Origin of the sequence: Stutzerimonas stutzeri (assembly GCF_000935215.1) — a bacterium.
Lineage (GTDB): Bacteria > Pseudomonadota > Gammaproteobacteria > Pseudomonadales > Pseudomonadaceae > Stutzerimonas.
On record NZ_JXXD01000012.1, the window covers coordinates 1 to 17,479 of the forward strand.

Sequence of the window (17,479 nt, forward strand, 5' to 3'; positions counted from 1 at the left end):
GACCGAGCCGGCGCTGGTGCAATACGCTCAGCAGCGCTGGTGCCAGTTGCGCGGCGCGGGCGTCGCGGGCGAGCTTTTCGCTCAGCCAGAGCCACAGCCGCCCCAGCGCACCGCCGCTGTCGCCAGCGAAGAGCAGGCCGAGCAGCCAGCCGAGCAGGGTCAGCAGGTTCAGCCCGAGCAGGCTGCCCAGCGCCCAGAACACATTGACCGGTCGCTGCCCGTCGCCCAGTGCAGCGAAGGCCAGGCCGGCGCCGGTGAATACCGCGAGCAGCGCCAGAACAAACCCACCCAGCCGTGCGCCCTGACGCCAGTGCAGGAGCGCTTCGACCAAGCCATCACGGCGGGCCAGCCAGAGCGCGCGCTGTTCGATCAGGGCCGGCAGGTCGCCGCCTTGGGCGCGGGCCTGGCGGTTGGCTTCGTCATCCTCCAGCGGCCCGGCATGCTCTTCGCGCAGGCGCACGGCTTCGGTCAGCCAGAGGCGGTCGAGCGTATCGAGATCAGGGGCGGGGCGGGCTATCACACGGCATCTCGCTGGCGGGTCGTGCCTTGAGGATAACCGCTGCCGTGGGGAACGGGAAAACGGGGAGCCGTTGCGGCTCCCCGCTGGGGCCGTCAGTCGGCGTTGCGCACGCGCACGGCGATGTCGGGCTGGTCGATGAACAGCCCGTCGATACCGGCGTCGAGGAAGGCGCGGATCTCCGTTTCGCTGTCGCCGCGTTCGTGGCGCTTGTCGCTGCTGCGCAGGTTGGCCGGGAGGAAGGTGTTTTCCGCGCGGAAGGTGTACGGGTGGACCTTGAGGCCGGCGGCGTGGGCGGCGGCGACGAAGCCGGTCGGCGTGCCGAGGTTGCCGTTGGCATCACGCGGGATGATGTAGCTCTTCTCCGGACCGACGCCGGCGGCGTAGCGGGAGATATCCTTGAGCCCGGCCGGCGTCGCCATCAGTGCGTAGGTCAGCTTGCTGCCGCGTACCTGCTGGTCATACGGCTGTCCCGAGCTGAACAGCTGCACCAGGCGCAGCTGGGTCAGGCGGCTGAGGGTCTTGAGGTTGTCCACCTCGAACGACTGGATATACACCGGCGCCTGCCGCCCGACGTAGCCGTTGCGGGTGAGGATGCGCACCAGCGGCTTTTCCATGGCCAGGCCAAGCTGCTGGAAGTGTGTCGGGTGCTTGGTTTCCGGGTACAGGCCGATGCGCCGGCCCTGGCTGAGCTGCAGGGTTTTCACCAGGTCGATGATCTCCTGCAGGGTCGGAATCTCCAGGCTGCCGTCGACGCGCGCGTTGCCCGGGCGGATATCCGGGATGCGCTCGATGGCGCGCAGGGTCTTCAGTTCGGCGAGGGTGAAATCTTCGCTGAACCAGCCGGTAAGGGTGACGCCATCGACCTGCTGGGTGCGCTTGCGATCGGCAAACTCGGGGCGCTGCGAGACGTCGGTGGTCAGGCCCAGCTCGTTGTCGTGGCGGGCGACGATCTGTCCGTCGCGGGTCATCACCAGATCCGGCTCGATGTAGTCGGCACCCTGGAACACGGCCAGCGCATAGGCGGCCAGGGTGTGTTCCGGCAGGTAGCCACTGGCGCCGCGGTGCGCGATCACCAGCGGCGACGGCTCGCCCCGCGCAACCTGGTGTTTCGCGGCGTGTTCATCCGGCGCAGCGAAGCCGGTGAGCGGTAGCAACAGGCTGCAGGCGGTCAGCCAGCGGCGAAGGGAAGCGGTGGTCTTGCGGGCCATTTCGGCATCTCCTCGGTTTGGATGTCACAGCCTGAGGCACTTGCATTACCGGACTTTGACGCTGCGGCGCCGCTTGTATTGCAAAGCGATGAAGCCGACGAACGGCTGACGCTGCGATTTCTGTTCGACTCAATGTGGCCAACAGCGCTGCAGGAAGACACGGCCCTCTGATATTCTCGCCGCCATGAATCAGACCCGCCTTCCCCTCGCCATGATCGCTGCTCTCGCTGAGCGGCACGTGATCGGGCGTGACAACATCATGCCCTGGCACCTGCCCGCCGATCTCAAGCATTTCAAGGCCATGACCCTCGGCAAACCGATCATCATGGGCCGCAAGACCTGGGATTCGCTCGGCCGTCCGCTGCCGGGGCGGCTCAACCTGGTGGTCAGTCGCCAGGCGGATCTGCAGCTCGACGGCGCGGAAACCTTCACCGACCTGGATGCCGCGCTGGTGCGTGCCGAGCAGTGGGCGCGTGAGCAGGGCGTCGACGAGCTGATGTTGATCGGCGGTGCGCAGCTGTACGCCCAGGCGCTGGGGCAGGCGCAGCGGCTCTACCTCACGCGTATCGATGCGGCTCCTGAAGGCGATGCGTTCTTTCCGGTCTTCGACGAGGCTGAGTGGCAGTGCGTCGAAAGCCAGCCACATCCGGCTGAGGGCGAGGCACCAGCCTACCGTTTCGAAACCTGGCAAAAACAGAGCTGACCGGCACCCTCTTCGCTTGATCGGCGCCAAATCTTTCGCGGGCTGCAGCTTCTATGCTGGCCCGTCGCTGTCGTAACGAGAAATCTCATGCAACCTGACAAATCCGACGCCCCGGAAGCCGAGCGCGTTGCCGCGATCTTCGTCCGCCACCCGCTGTGGGAGGATGGTCTGGCGCTGCTCACCGGCACCGCGCTGGTCGCCCTTGGCATTGCCTTCTACAGCCATGCCGGGCTGCTCACCGGCGGCACCGTTGGGCTGGCGTTCCTGCTGAAGTACCTGGCCGGCTGGTCGTTCGGCCCAGTGTTCTTCCTGCTCAACCTGCCGTTCTACGCGCTGGCGATCTGGCGCATGGGCTGGCAGTTCACCCTGCGCACCGTCTGCGCGGTGGGGCTGGTCTCGCTGTTCGCCGAACTGACCCCGCAGTGGGTGCGCTTCGCCGAGCTGAATGTGGTCTACGCCGCTGTGTTCGGCGGGTTCGCCATCGGCATCGGCCTGCTGATCCTGTTCCGCCATCGCGCCAGTCTTGGTGGGGTGAACATCCTCGCGCTGTTCCTGCAGGAGCGTTTCGGCCTGCGCGCCGGAACCTTCCAGATGGGTATCGACGCGCTGATCGTCATGGCCGCGGTGTTCGTGGTGCCGGCGGACAAGGTGCTGCTGTCGGTACTCGGCGCCGTGGCGCTGAATCTGGTGCTGGCGATCAATCACCGCGCCGATCGCTACATGGGCGTCAGCTGAGGCTGATCAGCTCGACCTGTGCATCACCGTCGTTCAACTCCAGCAGCGCCAGGCTGATCGGCAGGCTGAAGCGTCGCGGACCGGCGCTGCCCGGGTTGATGTAGAGCACGCCGTCGCGCCGCTCGACCTTCGGTTTGTGCGAGTGGCCGGCGATCACCACGTCGATGCCGGCGGCGAGCGGGTCGATATCCAGCTGCTTGAGGTCGTGCAGCACGTGCAGCGTGAGACCGCCGATGCGCAGATCCAGTCGCTCGGGCAGCTCTAGCGCCCAGTCGGCCGTATCGATATTGCCGCGAATCGCCTCCAGCGGCGCGATGGCGCGCAGCCCGTCGAGCACCTGTGGTTTGCCGATATCGCCGGCGTGAATGATCTGCGCGCAACCCTGCAGCGCCGCCAACGCCTCAGGGCGGAGCAGGCCGTGGGTGTCGGAGATCAGGCCGATGCGCATGCCGGTTTTCCCTTGAAAAGAAATTGTTAGGGCATCCGACCCTTGGCCGGCCGCTGTGGTTGCGGCAGGCTTGGGCCCTCGGGTCGAGGAGTCTGGCATGGATCGAGTGGATTGCGTGGTGGTGGGTGCGGGAGTGGTCGGGCTGGCGGTGGCACGCACGCTGGCGCTGGCCGGCCGCGAGGTGCTGATACTGGAAGCCGAAGCGGCCTTCGGCACCGCTACCAGCGCGCGCAACAGCGAAGTCATCCACGCCGGCATCTACTACCCGCAGGGCTCGCTCAAAGGCCGGCTGTGCGTCGCCGGGCGCCGCCAGCTCTACGATTTCTGCGACAGCCATGGCGTGGCCTATCGCCGCTGCGGCAAGCTGATCGTTGCCACCGACGAGGCCCAGATCGCTGCGCTGGAGCAATTGCAGCGGCACGCGCAGGCCAATGGGGTCGACGATCTGCAGCGTCTGGGTGGCCACGAGGTGCTGGCGCTGGAACCGCAGCTACATGCAGTGGCTGGGCTGCTTTCGCCAAGCACCGGCATCATCGACAGCCACGCGCTGATGCTGGCGCTTCTGGGCGATGCCGAGCGCCACGGCGCGGTGCTGGCGCTGAACGCGCCGGTAACGGCGATCACGGCTGGCAGCGAAGGCTTGCAGGTCGAGGTGGGCGGCGCCGATCCGCTGCAGCTGCTGGCCCGCACCGTGGTGAACTGCGCTGGGCATGGCGCGCCTATCCTCGCCGCGAACACCGTGGGGTTGGACCCGGTGGTGCGGCCGCGGCAGTACTTCGCCAAGGGCAGTTATTTCAGCCTGGCCGGGCGCACACCGTTTCGCCATCTGGTCTATCCGCTTCCGGAGCCCGGCGGGCTTGGCGTGCACCTGACCCTGGACCTGGCGGGTCAGGCGCGTTTCGGCCCGGATGTGCAGTGGGTCGAGGACCTGGACTACCGCATCGAGCCGGAACGGGCCAATGGCTTCTACGCGGCGATCCGCCGTTACTGGCCGGGGCTGCCGGACGATTCGCTGCAACCGGCCTACACCGGCATCCGCCCGAAGATCAGCGGGCCCGGCGAGGCGGCCGCGGACTTTCGCATCGATGGCCCGGCGCAGCACGGTATCGCCGGCCTGGTGAACCTGTTCGGCATCGAATCGCCGGGACTGACCGCCTGTCTGGCGATTGCCGAACACGTCTGCGGGCTGCTCGACCCTGAGCCATTGGCGACCTGATCACGCGCTGTCGCACCTGCGTTGCGGCCCGTGCGGGCGGGTAGCACACTGCAACCCGCGGCGATCGGACGGCGCAATCACCGGCAGAAGGAATGTGCATGGAACAGACAGGCGAAGCTCGACCGCTGAAAGTCTATCTGGCGGTCGGATTGCTGCAGGGTATGACGCTCTGGGCGGCCAGCGAGGCGTGGCCGCACGCTGCTGGCTGGCGCGTGCTGTGCTCGGCACTGCTGGCCTTCACGGTGATTGGCGGCTGGCAGGTGCAGCTGCTCTGGGGCGATCTGCGCGCGGCCGGCCGCTGGCGCCTGGTCCTTGCCGCAGCCTTGTTGCCGGCCGTGCTGGCGGGCGGTCTCGCACTGCAGTTCGACCAGCCGCGCTGGTATTACCTGGGTGAATCGGTCGGCACGCTGCTGCTCTGGAGCAACCTGATCCTGGCTTATGTGCTGACGCCCTTCATCCAGGCGCGGGATGCCGATCATCGCTGGCGTGTCGACTACGCCGCGCTGTACCGGCATGCCATCAACAACGGGCTGTTGCTGTTCATGGCACTGCTGATGCTGGCGGCGTTCTGGCTGCTGATCTGGCTCTGGGCCGGCCTGTTCAAGCTGGTCGGCATCAGGATTTTCGCAACGCTGTTCGAGTCCTCCGGCTTTATCTGGGTGGCCAGCGCGACGGTTGTCGCCATCGGGCTGTGGATCGGGCTGGAGCGTGGCCAGGTGGTCGATGCGCTGCGCAATGTGCTGCAGGCCATGTGTCGCTTCCTGCTGCCGCTGACGGTGCTGATCCTGCTGCTGTTCGTGGTCTGCCTGCCTTTTACCGGCCTGCAGCCGTTGTGGGAGACCCGCCACGCGACGCCGATCCTGCTGGCCATGGTGTTCGCCCATGTCGCGCTGCTCAACGGCGTCATTCAGGATGGCCGGCAAGCGGTGCATTACCCGCGAGCGCTGCGCGTGCTGGTCGACGCCAGCTCCCTGTGCCTGCCGCTTCTGGCAGGGCTTGCGATTTACGCGCTCTGGCTGCGGATCGGCCAGTACGGGCTCACGCCTGATCGGGTGGTGGCGGTCGGTGCGACGCTGGTTGCCCTGCTGCATGCGCTGGCGCTGATGGCAGCGGTGCTGCAACGGCGGAATGGCTGGCTGGCCGGCCTGCGCCAGAGCAATCCGCTGCTGGCGCTGGTTTCGGTGGCACTGTTGCTGCTCATGCATCTGCCGCCGTTGAGCCCGTTGCAGCTCAGCGCAGCCAACCAGTACCAGCGCCTGCTCGACGAGCAGGTGCCGGCAGAGCGCACCGATCTCGGCGCACTGCGCTTTCAGTTGGGGCAACCCGGTCGCGACCAGCTCGAAAAGCTGCGTCAGCGCGTGGTCGAGCCTGGTCTCGCAGACGCGCGACGGGAGCAACTGCAGGCAGACCTGCAGCGACTGGACAAGGCAGACAGCTACTGGAACTGGCGACACGAGCACGACATGGCCAATACCGCACCGGTGCCCTGGATCGGCGAGCCTCTCGAGGATGCCGGTGGCGCGTTGGCACAGGCCATCGCGACCCAGGGCTGTGACGGGGACTGCGCCCTGTTCGCCGTCGATCTGGACGATGACCGTCAGCCCGAGGTGCTGCTGCTACGCGGTGCGCGGCAGCGGATCGTGACGGTGCTGGGGCGTGGCGATACCGGTACTTGGCGATGGATCGGGCACCTTCGCACGACCGATCAGCAAACCCTCGACGGCGAGACCCTCAAGCAGCAGATCGAGCGTGGCGCTTTGCAGGTGGTAGCGCCGCGCTTCAAGGCGCTGGAAATCGACGGCATCCGTCTGGAACCGGCGATTACCGAATAGTCTGCTGAGCATGAAAAAGCCCGACGCGAAGGTCGGGCTTTTCATTTACAGCGAGCAAGCCTGGCGATCAGCCGTCCAGCATCGCCTTGTTGCGCACCGCACCCTTGTCGGCGCTGGTGGCGAGCAGGGCGTAGGCCTTGAGCGCCGTCGTCACCTTACGGGTGCGTGGCTGAGCAGGCTTCCAGCCTTTCTTGTCCTGCTCGATGCGGCGGTGGGACAGTTCTTCATCGCTGACCTGCAGCTGGATGCTGCGGTTGGGGATGTCGATCAGCACCTTGTCGCCGTCCTGCACCAGCCCGATGGCGCCGCCCGCAGCCGCTTCCGGCGAGGCGTGGCCGATGGACAGGCCTGAGGTGCCGCCGGAGAAGCGGCCATCGGTGAGCAGGGCGCACTCCTTGCCCAGTCCCTTGGACTTCAGGTACGAGGTCGGGTAGAGCATTTCCTGCATGCCCGGGCCGCCCTTCGGGCCTTCGTAGCGAATGATGACGATGTCGCCAGCCTTCACTTCGTCATTGAGGATGCCTTTGACGGCGCTGTCCTGGCTTTCGAAGATCTTGGCGGTGCCTTCGAAGACGTGGATGGATTCATCCACTCCAGCGGTTTTCACCACACAGCCGTCGAGGGCGATGTTGCCGTAGAGCACGGCCAGGCCGCCTTCCTGAGAATAGGCATGCTCGACGCTGCGAATGCAGCCTTCGGCGCGGTCCAGGTCCAGGGTGTCCCAACGGGTCGACTGGCTGAACGCCGTCTGCGTCGGGATGCCCGCCGGGCCGGCCTTGAAGAAGGTGTGCACCGCTTCGTCCTGGGTCTGGGTGATGTCCCATTGGGCGATGCCTTCGGCAAGCGTCCGGCTATGCACGGTGGGCACGTCGGTGTGCAGCAGGCCGCCGCGAGCCAGTTCGCCAAGGATGGAGAAAATGCCGCCGGCGCGGTGCACGTCTTCCATGTGGTACTTCTGGATGTTCGGCGCAACCTTGCACAGCTGCGGCACCTTGCGTGACAGGGCATCGATGGCGCGCAGGTCGAAGTCGACCTCGGCTTCCTGAGCGGCGGCCAGCAGGTGCAGGATGGTGTTGGTCGAGCCACCCATGGCGATATCGAGCGTCATGGCGTTTTCGAACGCGCGGCGGCTGGCGATGTTGCGCGGCAGGACTGATTCGTCGCCCTCGCCGTAATAGCGCTGGCACAGCTCTACGATGGTGCGGCCGGCGCGCAGGAACAGCTGCTCGCGGTCGCTGTGCGTGGCGAGCGTCGAGCCGTTGCCGGGCAGGGCGAGGCCAAGGGCTTCGGCCAGGCAGTTCATCGAGTTGGCGGTGAACATGCCGGAGCAGCTACCGCAAGTCGGGCAGGCGCTGCGCTCGTATTCGGCGACCTTCTCGTCCGAGGCGCTTTCGTCGGCAGCGATGACCATGGCGTCGACCAGGTCCAGGCCGTGGCTGGCCAGCTTGGTCTTGCCGGCTTCCATCGGGCCGCCGGAGACGAACACCACCGGGATGTTCAGGCGCAATGCAGCCATCAGCATGCCGGGGGTGATCTTGTCGCAGTTGGAGATGCAGACGATGGCATCGGCGCAATGCGCGTTGACCATGTATTCGACAGAGTCGGCGATGATCTCGCGCGAAGGCAGCGAATAGAGCATGCCATCGTGGCCCATGGCGATGCCGTCATCGACTGCGATGGTGTTGAATTCCTTGGCGACGCCGCCGGCCTTTTCGATCTCGCGAGCGACCAGCTGGCCCAGGTCTTTCAGGTGCACGTGGCCGGGCACGAACTGGGTGAAGGAGTTGGCGATGGCGATGATCGGCTTCTTGAAGTCTTCATCCTTCATGCCGGTGGCGCGCCACAGCGCGCGGGCGCCGGCCATGTTGCGGCCGTGCGTGGAGGTTTTCGAGCGGTAATCAGGCATGACGGTTCCTGCGGCTGATCAGGTAATCGGAGGTTTGCGTATGGTGAGCAACGCCTGTGCCGGATGCAACGGAGGATGACCGTGCGTTCGGAAGGGGCCGGGTCGAGGCGGGTAGACGCTCGTAGGGCCTGGGCTCAGAGTCCGCCGTGTGGTGAATGGCGAGATATCACCGATTCTACGCACGTTCCGGCAGCCGGGCCAGGCGGGACGATTGCCGGTCCTGCGCTATCCCGCATGCCAGCGGCCCGGAGCGGCTGGATAGGGCGTGAGGCCTGCGCATCGGCCGCCTTTTTCGGCGTATGACCGCCGGTCCCCTTGACTGGCAGGTCGAGGATCGCTCGCTAGAGTCCAAACCCGACCGTTTCGCTGGTGACTGCACCTTGTCTTGCCGCTGGCCAGCGAGCGGTCGCCTCGCCATGGGTGCGCGTTCTGCGGAGTAGCGGGCAGCCGATGATGGGCGAGGCGTCCTTATACCAACGATAAGAACGAGGAATGCAGATGCACAAATTCACACGTCTATACCTGAGCGCCGCTGCTCTGGTGGCCCTATCCGCAACCGCCGTCGCCGCACCCCTGCCGGACACACCCGGAGCGCCATTCCCCTCGGTTTCGAGCTTCGACAATTCCGGCCCCTACGCCGTCACCAGTCAGAGCGAAGGGCCGAGCTGACGCATCTACCGGCCACGCACGCTGGGCCAGGATGGCGTCAGGCATCCGGTCATCCTCTGGGGCAATGGTACCGGCACCGGGCCGACGACTTATTCAGGGCTGCTGACCCACTGGGCCAGCCATGGCTTCGTGGTGGCCGCGGCGGAAACCTCGAATGCCGGCACCGGGCGCGACATGCTGGCCTGCCTCGATTACCTGGTACAGGAAAGCAATCGCACCTACGGCACCTACGTCGGCGTGTTGAACACCGGACGCGTCGCCACATCGGGCCATTCCCAGGGTGGCGGTGGCTCGATCATGGCCGGGCAGGATGATCGCGTGAAGGTCACCGCGCCGATCCAGCCGTACACCATCGGTCTTGGCCATGACTCGTCGTCGCAGCGCAACCAGCGCGGGCCGATGTTCCTGATGTCCGGCGGTGCCGACACGATCGCCATCCCCTATCTGAATGCGCAGCCGGTCTATACCCGCGCCAATGTGCCGATCTTCTGGGGGGAAAGGCGCTATGTCAGCCACTTCGAGCCAGTGGGTGATGGCGGGGCCTATCGCGGACCGACGACGGCCTGGTTCCGTTATCACCTGATGGACGACGAGAGTGCGCGTGGCACCTTCTACGGACGTTTCTGCGGGTTGTGCACCAGCCTGTTGTGGAGCGATCAGCGCAAGGGCATCGAGTAGCACCGCACGTTGAAACCTTCGCCCGCACTGCCGGGCGAAGGTTTCATGGCGATACGGTAGGCGCGTGTGCCGTTCCTCAGCTGTTGGGCAGGATGCGGCAGGTCAGGCTCTTGATGTAGCGGGTTTCCGGGATCGCCGGATGCACCGGATGATCCGGGCCCTGGGCGCCGCGTTCGAGCAGCTGGATATTGCGGTCCAGATGGCGCGCGCTGCCGAGCAGGATGTTCTGCAGGTGATCTTCTTCCAGGTGCATGGAGCAGCTGGCGCTGACCAGAATGCCGTCCTTGTTGAGCAGGCGCATCGCGGCTTCGTTGAGGCGGCGGTAGGCAGCCTCGCCGTTCTTGATGTCCTTCTTGCGCTTGATGAAGGCCGGCGGGTCGGTGATGACCACGTCGAAGCGTTCCTCGGCGTTCTTCAGTTCCTTCATCGCCTCGAAGGCATCACCCTCGACGCAGGTCATCTTCTCGGCCACTCCATTGAGCGCGGCATTGCGCTCGACACCGTCTAGGGCGAAGGCCGATGCGTCGACGCAGAACACTTCGCTGGCACCGAAGGCCGCCGCCTGCACACCCCAGCCGCCGATGTAGCTGAACAGGTCCAGCACGCGCTTGCCCTTCACGTAGGGTGCAAGGCGCGCGCGGTTCATGCGGTGGTCGTAGAACCAGCCGGTCTTCTGGCCCTGCAGCACCGGAGCCTCGAACTTCACGCCGTTCTCTTCCAGCGCGACCCACTCCGGCACCACGCCGAACGCCGTATCGACGTAACGCTCCAGGCCTTCGGCATCGCGGGCACTGGAGTCGTTCTTCCACAGCACGCCGCGGGGCTTGAGCACCTGCACCAACGCCTCCAGCACGGCATCCTTGTTGCGCTCCATGGTCGCCGACGCCAGCTGCACCACCAGATGGTCGTGGAAGCGATCCACCACCAGGCCCGGCAGAAGATCGGAATCGCCATAGATCAGGCGGTAGCACGGCTGATCGAACAGGCGATCACGCAGCGATAGGGCGACCTGAATGCGGTGCACCAGCAATGACTTATCCAGGCTGTGCTTGAGATCGCGTGACAGCAGGCGCGCGCAGATCAGGTTGTTCGGCGATACCCCGACGATGCCCAGCGGCTTGCCGCCGGCGGCTTCGAGTACGGCCTGATCCCCGGCAACGAAGCCCGCCAGCGGCGTGGCCGCGGTGTCCACCTCGTTGCTGTAGACCCACAGATGGCCGGCGCGCAGGCGGCGATCGGCGTTGGCTTTGAGGCGCAGGCTGGGCAGGGTCATCGGCGGGGCTCCGGGAAAAAGACGGGCATTCTAAACGAGCGGCAGGCCACGCGCGCCGGCGCTGCCGGAAATTCCTCGCAGCGCCCGTCACGCATCACCGGTCAGGCGGACAGGGCTTGAATCAGCGCCTGGCTGAACGCTGGGATGTCATCCGGCTTGCGGCTGCTGATCAGTTGACCGTCCACCACCACCTCCTGATCCACCCAATCGGCGCCGGCGTTCTTCAGGTCGTCGGTAAGCGACGGCCAGCTGGTCATGCGCTTGCCCTTGACCAGTCCGGCCGAGATCAGCAGCCAGCCGCCGTGACAGATCACCGCGATCGGCTTGTTCGCCGCGGCGGCGTCGCGTACCAGTTTTTGTGCGCTTTCGTCGGTGCGAATGGTGTCGGAGTTGACCACCCCGCCGGGTAGCAGCACGGCGTCATAGTCATTCATATCGAGGTCGTCGAAGGTCTTGTCCACGTGAAACTTGCTGGCCGGCGTGGTGTGGTTCCAGCCGGTCACTTCGCCATTCTTGGCGGAGACGATCTGGGCTGTCGCACCGGCCTTCTCCAGCGCCTCCTGCGGGCCGGTCAGCTCGACCTGCTCGAAGCCTTCGGTCACCAGGATTGCCACGCGCTTGCCGTTGAGGGATTGGGTCATGAGCATGCCTCCGTCTGTCTGTCGGTAACGCTCGCCGAATGCGAGTCACTTGAAATGGGACCCGCATCTCAGCCAAAGTTCGCCCTTTCGTGCCGATGGCACTTTGCCTTCTCGTCGAGCGACCCCTCATGGCCGTTGAACTCTCCGCCGAACAGATCCGCCGGGTGCTGCAAGGCATCAGCGTGCCGCCGCAACCGCAGATCATGGTCGACCTGCAGATGGAGCAGGTCATGCCGGTGCCCGATCTGAAAGCCATCGCCCGGCTGATAAGTCAGGACCCGGGGCTTTCTGGGGCGCTGCTCAAGCTGGTCAACTCGCCGCATTTCGGTCTGGCCAACCGCATCGCTTCCATCCAGCAGGCGGTGAACCTGCTGGGCTGCAACTCGGTGATCAACCTGATCAATGCGCAGTCGATCAAGGGCGAGATGAGCGACGAGACCATCGTCACGCTCAGCCGCTTCTGGGACAGCGCGCAGGACGTGGCCATGGCCTGCCTGACCCTGGCCAAGCGCATCGGCTACCAGTCGCCGGATGAGGCCTACACCCTCGGGCTGTTCCACAATTGCGGCATCCCGCTGATGCTCAAGCGCTTCCCCGGCTACATGAGTGTGCTGGAAGAGGCCTACGCCAGCACCGGAGACGGCCAGCGCATCGTCGATATCGAGAATCGCGTGCTCAGCACCAACCATGCGGTGGTCGGCTACTTCACCGCCAAATCGTGGAACCTGCCGCTGCACCTGTGCGATGCCATCGCCAATCACCATAACGCGCTGTCGCTGTTCGCCGACGACTCGGGGCGCGACGCGCCGATCAAGACGCTGCTGGCGATCCTCAAGATGGCCGAGCACATCTGCGCCTGTCATCGGGTGTTGGGCGCGCAGCCGGACGATCACGAGTGGGACAGCGTGTCGCAGCTGGTGCTCGAGTACGTCGGGCTGTCGGAATACGATTTCGTCTGCCTCAAGGAAAGCATCCGCGAGCTTGGCGTGGGCTGACGGCCCGGCGCCGGCCTGCTAAGGTCGGCATCCCTTCGCTGTATCCAACGTCCCGCCATGCCCGAACTTCCCGAAGTCGAAACTACCCGCCGTGGTATCGAGCCATACCTTGTCGGTCAGCGTGTCAGCCGCGTGCTGGTGCGTGACCGGCGGTTGCGCTGGCCGATCCCGGAAGACCTCGATGTGCGTCTGTCCGGCCAACGGATCCAAGCCGTCGAGCGTCGTGCCAAATACCTGCTGATCAAGGCCGAGAGAGGCACGCTGATCGTTCATCTGGGCATGTCCGGAAGCCTGCGTCTGGTTGACGCGGCATTGCCGGCGGCCAAGCACGAGCACGTCGATATCCTGCTGGAGTCCGGCCAGGCGCTGCGCTACACCGATCCGCGGCGCTTCGGCGCGATGCTCTGGAGCCACGAGCCGCTCGCCCATGTGTTGCTCGCCAGTCTCGGGCCCGAGCCGCTCGGCGAGGATTTCGACGGTGACCGTCTGTATAGGCTGTCGCGTGGGCGCAGCATGGCGGTCAAGCCGTTCATCATGGACAACGCGGTAGTGGTGGGAGTCGGCAACATCTATGCGAGCGAGGCACTGTTCGCCGCCGGGATCGATCCGCGGCGGCCGGCCGGGAGCATCTCGCGAGCGCGTTATCTGAAGCTCGGCGAGGAAATCCGGCGGATACTGGCGATGGCCATCGAGCGTGGCGGCACGACCTTGCGCGATTTCGTCGGCGGCGATGGCAAGCCCGGCTATTTTCAACAGGAGCTGTTCGTCTACGGGCGGGCCGGCGAATTCTGCAAGAACTGCGGCGGCACGCTGCGTGAGATTCGCCTCGGTCAGCGCGCCAGCGTGTATTGCGCTCGCTGCCAGCGTTGAGCGGCTAGCGGAACTGTGCATGCGTTGACGGCGTTCACGCTCAGCGTGCCCCGGCCACTGCTATAGTGGCCGCCACAACTAAAAATTGCCGCGTTTCGCACATCTGAAGGACCACACCATGAATCTGTTCCGCTCTACCGCTGCTGTCTTGGCACTGACCACTGGCCTGCTGGCGCTGCCGGCACATGCGGAGTCGGTCCCGCAGAACGCCAGTGGTGATCCGATGTACTCCGTAGAAGCGCCCAAGGCCTACTCCATGGTCGGTGACCTGATCATCGCCCGCCCGCTGCTGATCGCCGCGACTGCCATCGGCGCCGGTGTTTTCGTTGTCAGCCTGCCGTTCACCGCTTTGGGCGGCAACGTCGGCGAGGCTGGCAAGGCTCTGGTCGTCGAGCCGGGTAAAGCGGCGTTCGTACGCTGCCTGGGCTGCACCACCAGCGGTTACAACGCCCAGCGTTGATCGACGTCATCCGCATCGCGACTGGCAAGGGCCTGAGCCTTCCGGTCGCGGTGTTGCTGCAGTAGGCTTCGCCTCCCATCCCGCGCCGCGAAGCCCCCTCCTTGAACAGCCGCTTCTTCAAGACATTTCTGCCCATCGTGGGCCTGCTGATATTGTCCTGGTCGTTCTGGGCCAGTGACGGATGGCTCGAGCTGTGCGCGGGACTCGCCCTGTTCCTGTTCGGCATGCAATGCCTCGAAGAGGGGCTGCGCCAACTGGCCGGTAGCAAGCTCGAACAGCTGCTGACGCGCAGTACGGCGACGCCGCTCAAGGGCCTGATGTTCGGCATGAGCGGCACCATGCTGCTGCAGTCCAGCACGCTGGTCTCGTTGCTCACCATCGCTTTCATCAGCACCGGGCTGATCAAGCTTGCCGGCGGCATCGCCATTCTGTTCGGCGCCAATCTCGGCTCTACCACGGGTATCTGGCTGCTGGCACTGGCCGGGCAGAACGTCAGCCTGAGTCCGCTGGCCTTGCCGCTGCTGGTTTTCGGGGTGCTGGCCAGCTTCACCGGCGACAAGGGCAAGGCGGCCGGGCGCATCGTGCTCGGCATCGCCTTCATCTTTCTCGGCATCGATCAGATCAAGACCGGTTTCTCCACCTTCGGTGGCATGGACCTGTCGCAGTACCACGCTGGCGGTCTGGCCGGGCAACTGATGTTCGTCGCGATCGGCCTGTTTGCCACGGTGGTGCTGCAGTCCAGCCATGCCACATTGATGCTGACGCTGACCGCTTTGGCTACCGGCCAGCTGGATCTCGGCCAGGCGCTGGCGACTGCGATCGGTGCGAATGTCGGGACGAGCGTCACCACTGCGTTCGTCGGCTCGCTCGGCGGCAACCGCAGTGGTCAGCGCCTGGCGCTGGCCCATGTACTGTTCAACGTGACTACCGCCGTGCTGGCCATCGCGCTGCTGCTGCCGTTGACCTGGCTGGTCGAATGGCTGGTCGCGCCGCTGGGCCTGGCTGAAAACCGCCTGATTCAGCTGGCGCTGTTCCATACGCTGTTCAATGCCATGGGTGTGCTGCTGTTCTGGCCGTGGCAGGCGCAGCTGGCAAACCTGCTGTTGCGCGTGTTGCCCGAGCGAGTCGAACCGACGGTGCTGATCACCGAACTTGCGCCTGCTCGACCGGAGGAGCCGACCCGCGCGCGCTACCTGAATGACCGTGCGCTGGACTCCGCGGATGCTGCCGCCAGCGCCGTGGCGCAGGAGCTGCAGCATCTGGCGCGCCTGAGTCTCGAGGTGATCTGCCATGCCACCTATCTGCCGGTGGACCAGCTGCGCCAGCAGGGTCGGATTGACGAGGCGCTGATCAACGCGAAGCCCGACGCCCAGGCCCTGGATGCCGAGCGGCTGTATCAGCGGCACATCAAGGGCGTGTATTCCGATCTGCTGACCTTCATGGGGCGTCTGGAGCTGCCGCTGGACGAGAGCCACCAGGCGTTCTGGCTGAGCTGCCAGGTTGCGGCGCTGCAGCTGGTGGATGCGGTCAAGGATGCCAAGCACCTGCAGAAAAACCTCGGACACTACCTGCGCACCGATGACTCCGCGGCGCGCCAGGCGTATGTCGAGCTGCGTCGGCATTTGCTGGAGTCGTTGCGCGAGATCCGCGCGCTCAACCACTCGGAGCTGCCCGATGAGCTATGGCGCGAGCGCTTGAACTGGCTGGACGAGCGCGCTGCGAAGTTCGATGCGGAGTTTCGCCGGCGCCTGTTCGAGTCGATCCGCAACCAGAAGCTGGACGGTTTGCAGAGCAGTTCGCTGATGAACGACCTGGGCTACGCCAGCCGCATCATCCAGAGTCTGCGCAACGCCTTGCTGCTCGGCGAGGGCCATGAGCTGACGCGGCAGCTGCGTCAGCTCGCTGAGGACGAAGGCCCGGTCATTCTGCAGCTGTAACCGGCTCGCGGCGTGCTGGCACCATCAGTGCCTGGCCGATGCCGCGCGGGTCGCTGGCCGCCTCGACCGTGCCGCTCGGCTTGTGCCAATAGAGCACCTGCTGGTTGCCGTAGTCGCGTTCGATCAGCCTGGGCTGGTGGCCGCGCGCGCGCAGGGTGTCCAGCTGTGCCGGAGTGAACGCGTCGGCTTCGTACTGCAGTACGTCGGGCAGGTACTGATGGTGATAGCGCGGCACTGCCGGCCAGGCCTGCACCGGTTCGCCATCCAGGTAAGACAGTGCCGAAAGCAGCACCATGCTGGGGATGCGGCTGCCGCCGGGCGTGCCGAAGGCGGCGAACTCCTCGGCGCTTTCGATGAAAGTCGGGCTCATGCTCGACAGCGGACGCTTGCCGCCGGAGATGGCGTTGGCGCTGCTGCCCTTCAGGCCATAGGCATTGCTGCCGTCGATGTCGGCGGCGAAGTCGTCCATCTCGTCATTGAGCAGCACACCGGTGCCGGGCACGCTGAAGGCGGCACCGAACATCATGTTCAGCGATAGCGTCGCCGCCACCGCATTGCCTTCGGCATCGATCACCGCGAAGTGAGTGGTGTGCTCGCCCTCGCGCCAGCGTGGCGCGGGCGGCAATGCGCTGCTCGGCGTGGCCCGATCAGGGTCGATGGAGCTGGCGAGCTGGTCCAGATACTGGTCTGACAGTAGACGTCGCAGTGGTGACGCGACGAAATCCGGATCGCCCAGTTGCCCGCGGTCGCGATAGGCCCGGCGCAGCGCCTCGACCACCAGGTGACTGCGTTGCAGCGGTTCGGCGTCGCGCCAGGACAGGCGTTCGAGAATACCCAGGCTCTGCGCGAGGATCATGCCGCCGGCCGAGGGTGGCGGCGCGCCGATCAGCTCACGGCCATCGGCGAGGGTGAAGCGTAGTGGCTCGCGCTCGACGGTGTGGTAGTCGGCCAGATCCTCCAGCGACCAGATGCCACCGGCGGCGCGCACGCCTTGCACCATTTTTTTCGCGAACTCGCCGCGGTAGAAGCCGTCGCGACCGTGACTGGCCAGGCGCTCCAGGGTTTGCGCCAGCTCCGGCTGACGCAGCAGATGGCCTTCGGCTGGCAGGTCGCCGTCGCGGAGAAACAGCCGCGCGCTCTCCGGATCGTCACGCAACGCCGCGAGGCGCCAGCCGGCGCGCTGGCGATAGACGGAATCCACCGCAAAGCCGTCGCGGGCCAAGGCGATGGCCGGCGCCAGGGTGGTCTTCAGTGGCAGGCGACCGCGCTTCTCCGCGAGCTCGACCAGTGCCGCCGGCGTGCCAGGTATCGCCGCGGCCAGCGGGCCATTCAGCGAAAGTTCGCGCCGGATCTTGCCCTCGCGCAGGTACAGGTCCGGCGTGGCAGCG

Annotated in this window: 14 protein-coding genes and 2 pseudogenes; 9 read left to right on the top strand and 7 right to left on the bottom strand. The window is 65.7% G+C overall.

Annotated features, from left to right (window positions below):
* Both LO50_RS01700 and LO50_RS01705 read right to left on the bottom strand, forming a co-directional pair.
* A pseudogene (locus LO50_RS01700) lies at positions 1 to 520 on the bottom strand (DUF2868 domain-containing protein); the annotation flags it as partial.
* A gap of 92 nt (positions 521 to 612) precedes the next feature.
* Positions 613 to 1,728, bottom strand: coding sequence for a glycerophosphodiester phosphodiesterase (locus LO50_RS01705; protein WP_044313905.1), 1,116 nt, complete (start codon positions 1,726 to 1,728; stop codon positions 613 to 615).
* Between the two features lie 184 nt (positions 1,729 to 1,912).
* Here LO50_RS01705 and LO50_RS01710 point away from each other — a divergent pair, with 184 nt between their 5' ends.
* On the top strand, positions 1,913 to 2,431 hold the full coding sequence (locus tag LO50_RS01710; protein WP_044313906.1) for a dihydrofolate reductase: 519 nt from the start codon (positions 1,913 to 1,915) through the stop codon (positions 2,429 to 2,431).
* 87 nt (positions 2,432 to 2,518) lie between these two features.
* Entirely contained in the window at positions 2,519 to 3,166 is a 648-nt protein-coding gene (locus LO50_RS01715) for a YitT family protein (RefSeq protein ID WP_014818699.1), read from the top strand.
* On the opposite strand, the gene LO50_RS01720 is transcribed toward LO50_RS01715, so the two are convergent.
* Entirely contained in the window at positions 3,159 to 3,614 is a 456-nt protein-coding gene (locus LO50_RS01720) for a metallophosphoesterase family protein (protein WP_044313907.1), read from the bottom strand. The genes LO50_RS01715 and LO50_RS01720 overlap by 8 nt on opposite strands.
* A gap of 97 nt (positions 3,615 to 3,711) precedes the next feature.
* Here LO50_RS01720 and LO50_RS01725 point away from each other — a divergent pair, with 97 nt between their 5' ends.
* Positions 3,712 to 4,830, top strand: coding sequence for an NAD(P)/FAD-dependent oxidoreductase (locus LO50_RS01725; protein ID WP_044313908.1), 1,119 nt, complete (start codon positions 3,712 to 3,714; stop codon positions 4,828 to 4,830).
* A gap of 98 nt (positions 4,831 to 4,928) precedes the next feature.
* Entirely contained in the window at positions 4,929 to 6,662 is a 1,734-nt protein-coding gene (locus LO50_RS01730; RefSeq protein ID WP_044313909.1) for a DUF4153 domain-containing protein, read from the top strand.
* Positions 6,663 to 6,729: 67 nt separating this feature from the next.
* On the opposite strand, the gene ilvD is transcribed toward LO50_RS01730, so the two are convergent.
* The gene (ilvD, locus tag LO50_RS01735) at positions 6,730 to 8,568 is read right to left on the bottom strand and encodes a dihydroxy-acid dehydratase (RefSeq protein WP_014818703.1); all 1,839 of its coding nucleotides are present in this window, start codon (positions 8,566 to 8,568) and stop codon (positions 6,730 to 6,732) included.
* 498 nt (positions 8,569 to 9,066) lie between these two features.
* Between ilvD and LO50_RS01740 the strand changes: the two are divergent.
* Positions 9,067 to 9,915: pseudogene (locus LO50_RS01740) on the top strand (poly(ethylene terephthalate) hydrolase family protein).
* A gap of 76 nt (positions 9,916 to 9,991) precedes the next feature.
* Here LO50_RS01740 and LO50_RS01745 read toward each other — a convergent pair.
* Complete coding sequence (locus tag LO50_RS01745) at positions 9,992 to 11,188, bottom strand: class I SAM-dependent rRNA methyltransferase (RefSeq protein ID WP_023446913.1); 1,197 nt, start codon at positions 11,186 to 11,188, stop codon at positions 9,992 to 9,994.
* Between the two features lie 101 nt (positions 11,189 to 11,289).
* Positions 11,290 to 11,829, bottom strand: a complete 540-nt coding sequence (locus tag LO50_RS01750; protein WP_014818706.1) for a type 1 glutamine amidotransferase domain-containing protein — start codon at positions 11,827 to 11,829, stop codon at positions 11,290 to 11,292.
* Between the two features lie 128 nt (positions 11,830 to 11,957).
* On the opposite strand from LO50_RS01750, the gene LO50_RS01755 reads away from it, so the two are divergent.
* From LO50_RS01755 to LO50_RS01770, 4 genes are all read left to right on the top strand, one after another.
* On the top strand, positions 11,958 to 12,824 hold the full coding sequence (locus LO50_RS01755; RefSeq protein ID WP_014818707.1) for an HDOD domain-containing protein: 867 nt from the start codon (positions 11,958 to 11,960) through the stop codon (positions 12,822 to 12,824).
* Positions 12,825 to 12,881: 57 nt separating this feature from the next.
* Complete coding sequence (gene mutM / locus LO50_RS01760) at positions 12,882 to 13,694, top strand: bifunctional DNA-formamidopyrimidine glycosylase/DNA-(apurinic or apyrimidinic site) lyase (protein ID WP_044313910.1); 813 nt, start codon at positions 12,882 to 12,884, stop codon at positions 13,692 to 13,694.
* A gap of 118 nt (positions 13,695 to 13,812) precedes the next feature.
* A complete protein-coding gene (locus LO50_RS01765) occupies positions 13,813 to 14,154 on the top strand; it encodes a hypothetical protein (RefSeq protein ID WP_014818709.1) in 342 nt (113 codons plus the stop codon).
* Between the two features lie 101 nt (positions 14,155 to 14,255).
* A complete protein-coding gene (locus tag LO50_RS01770; RefSeq protein ID WP_014818710.1) occupies positions 14,256 to 16,091 on the top strand; it encodes a Na/Pi cotransporter family protein in 1,836 nt (611 codons plus the stop codon).
* Here the strand turns inward: LO50_RS01770 and LO50_RS01775 are convergent.
* Positions 16,075 to 17,479 (bottom strand): gamma-glutamyltransferase family protein (locus LO50_RS01775; protein WP_044313911.1); only part of this gene is annotated, 1,405 nt, incomplete at its 5' end. The genes LO50_RS01770 and LO50_RS01775 overlap by 17 nt on opposite strands.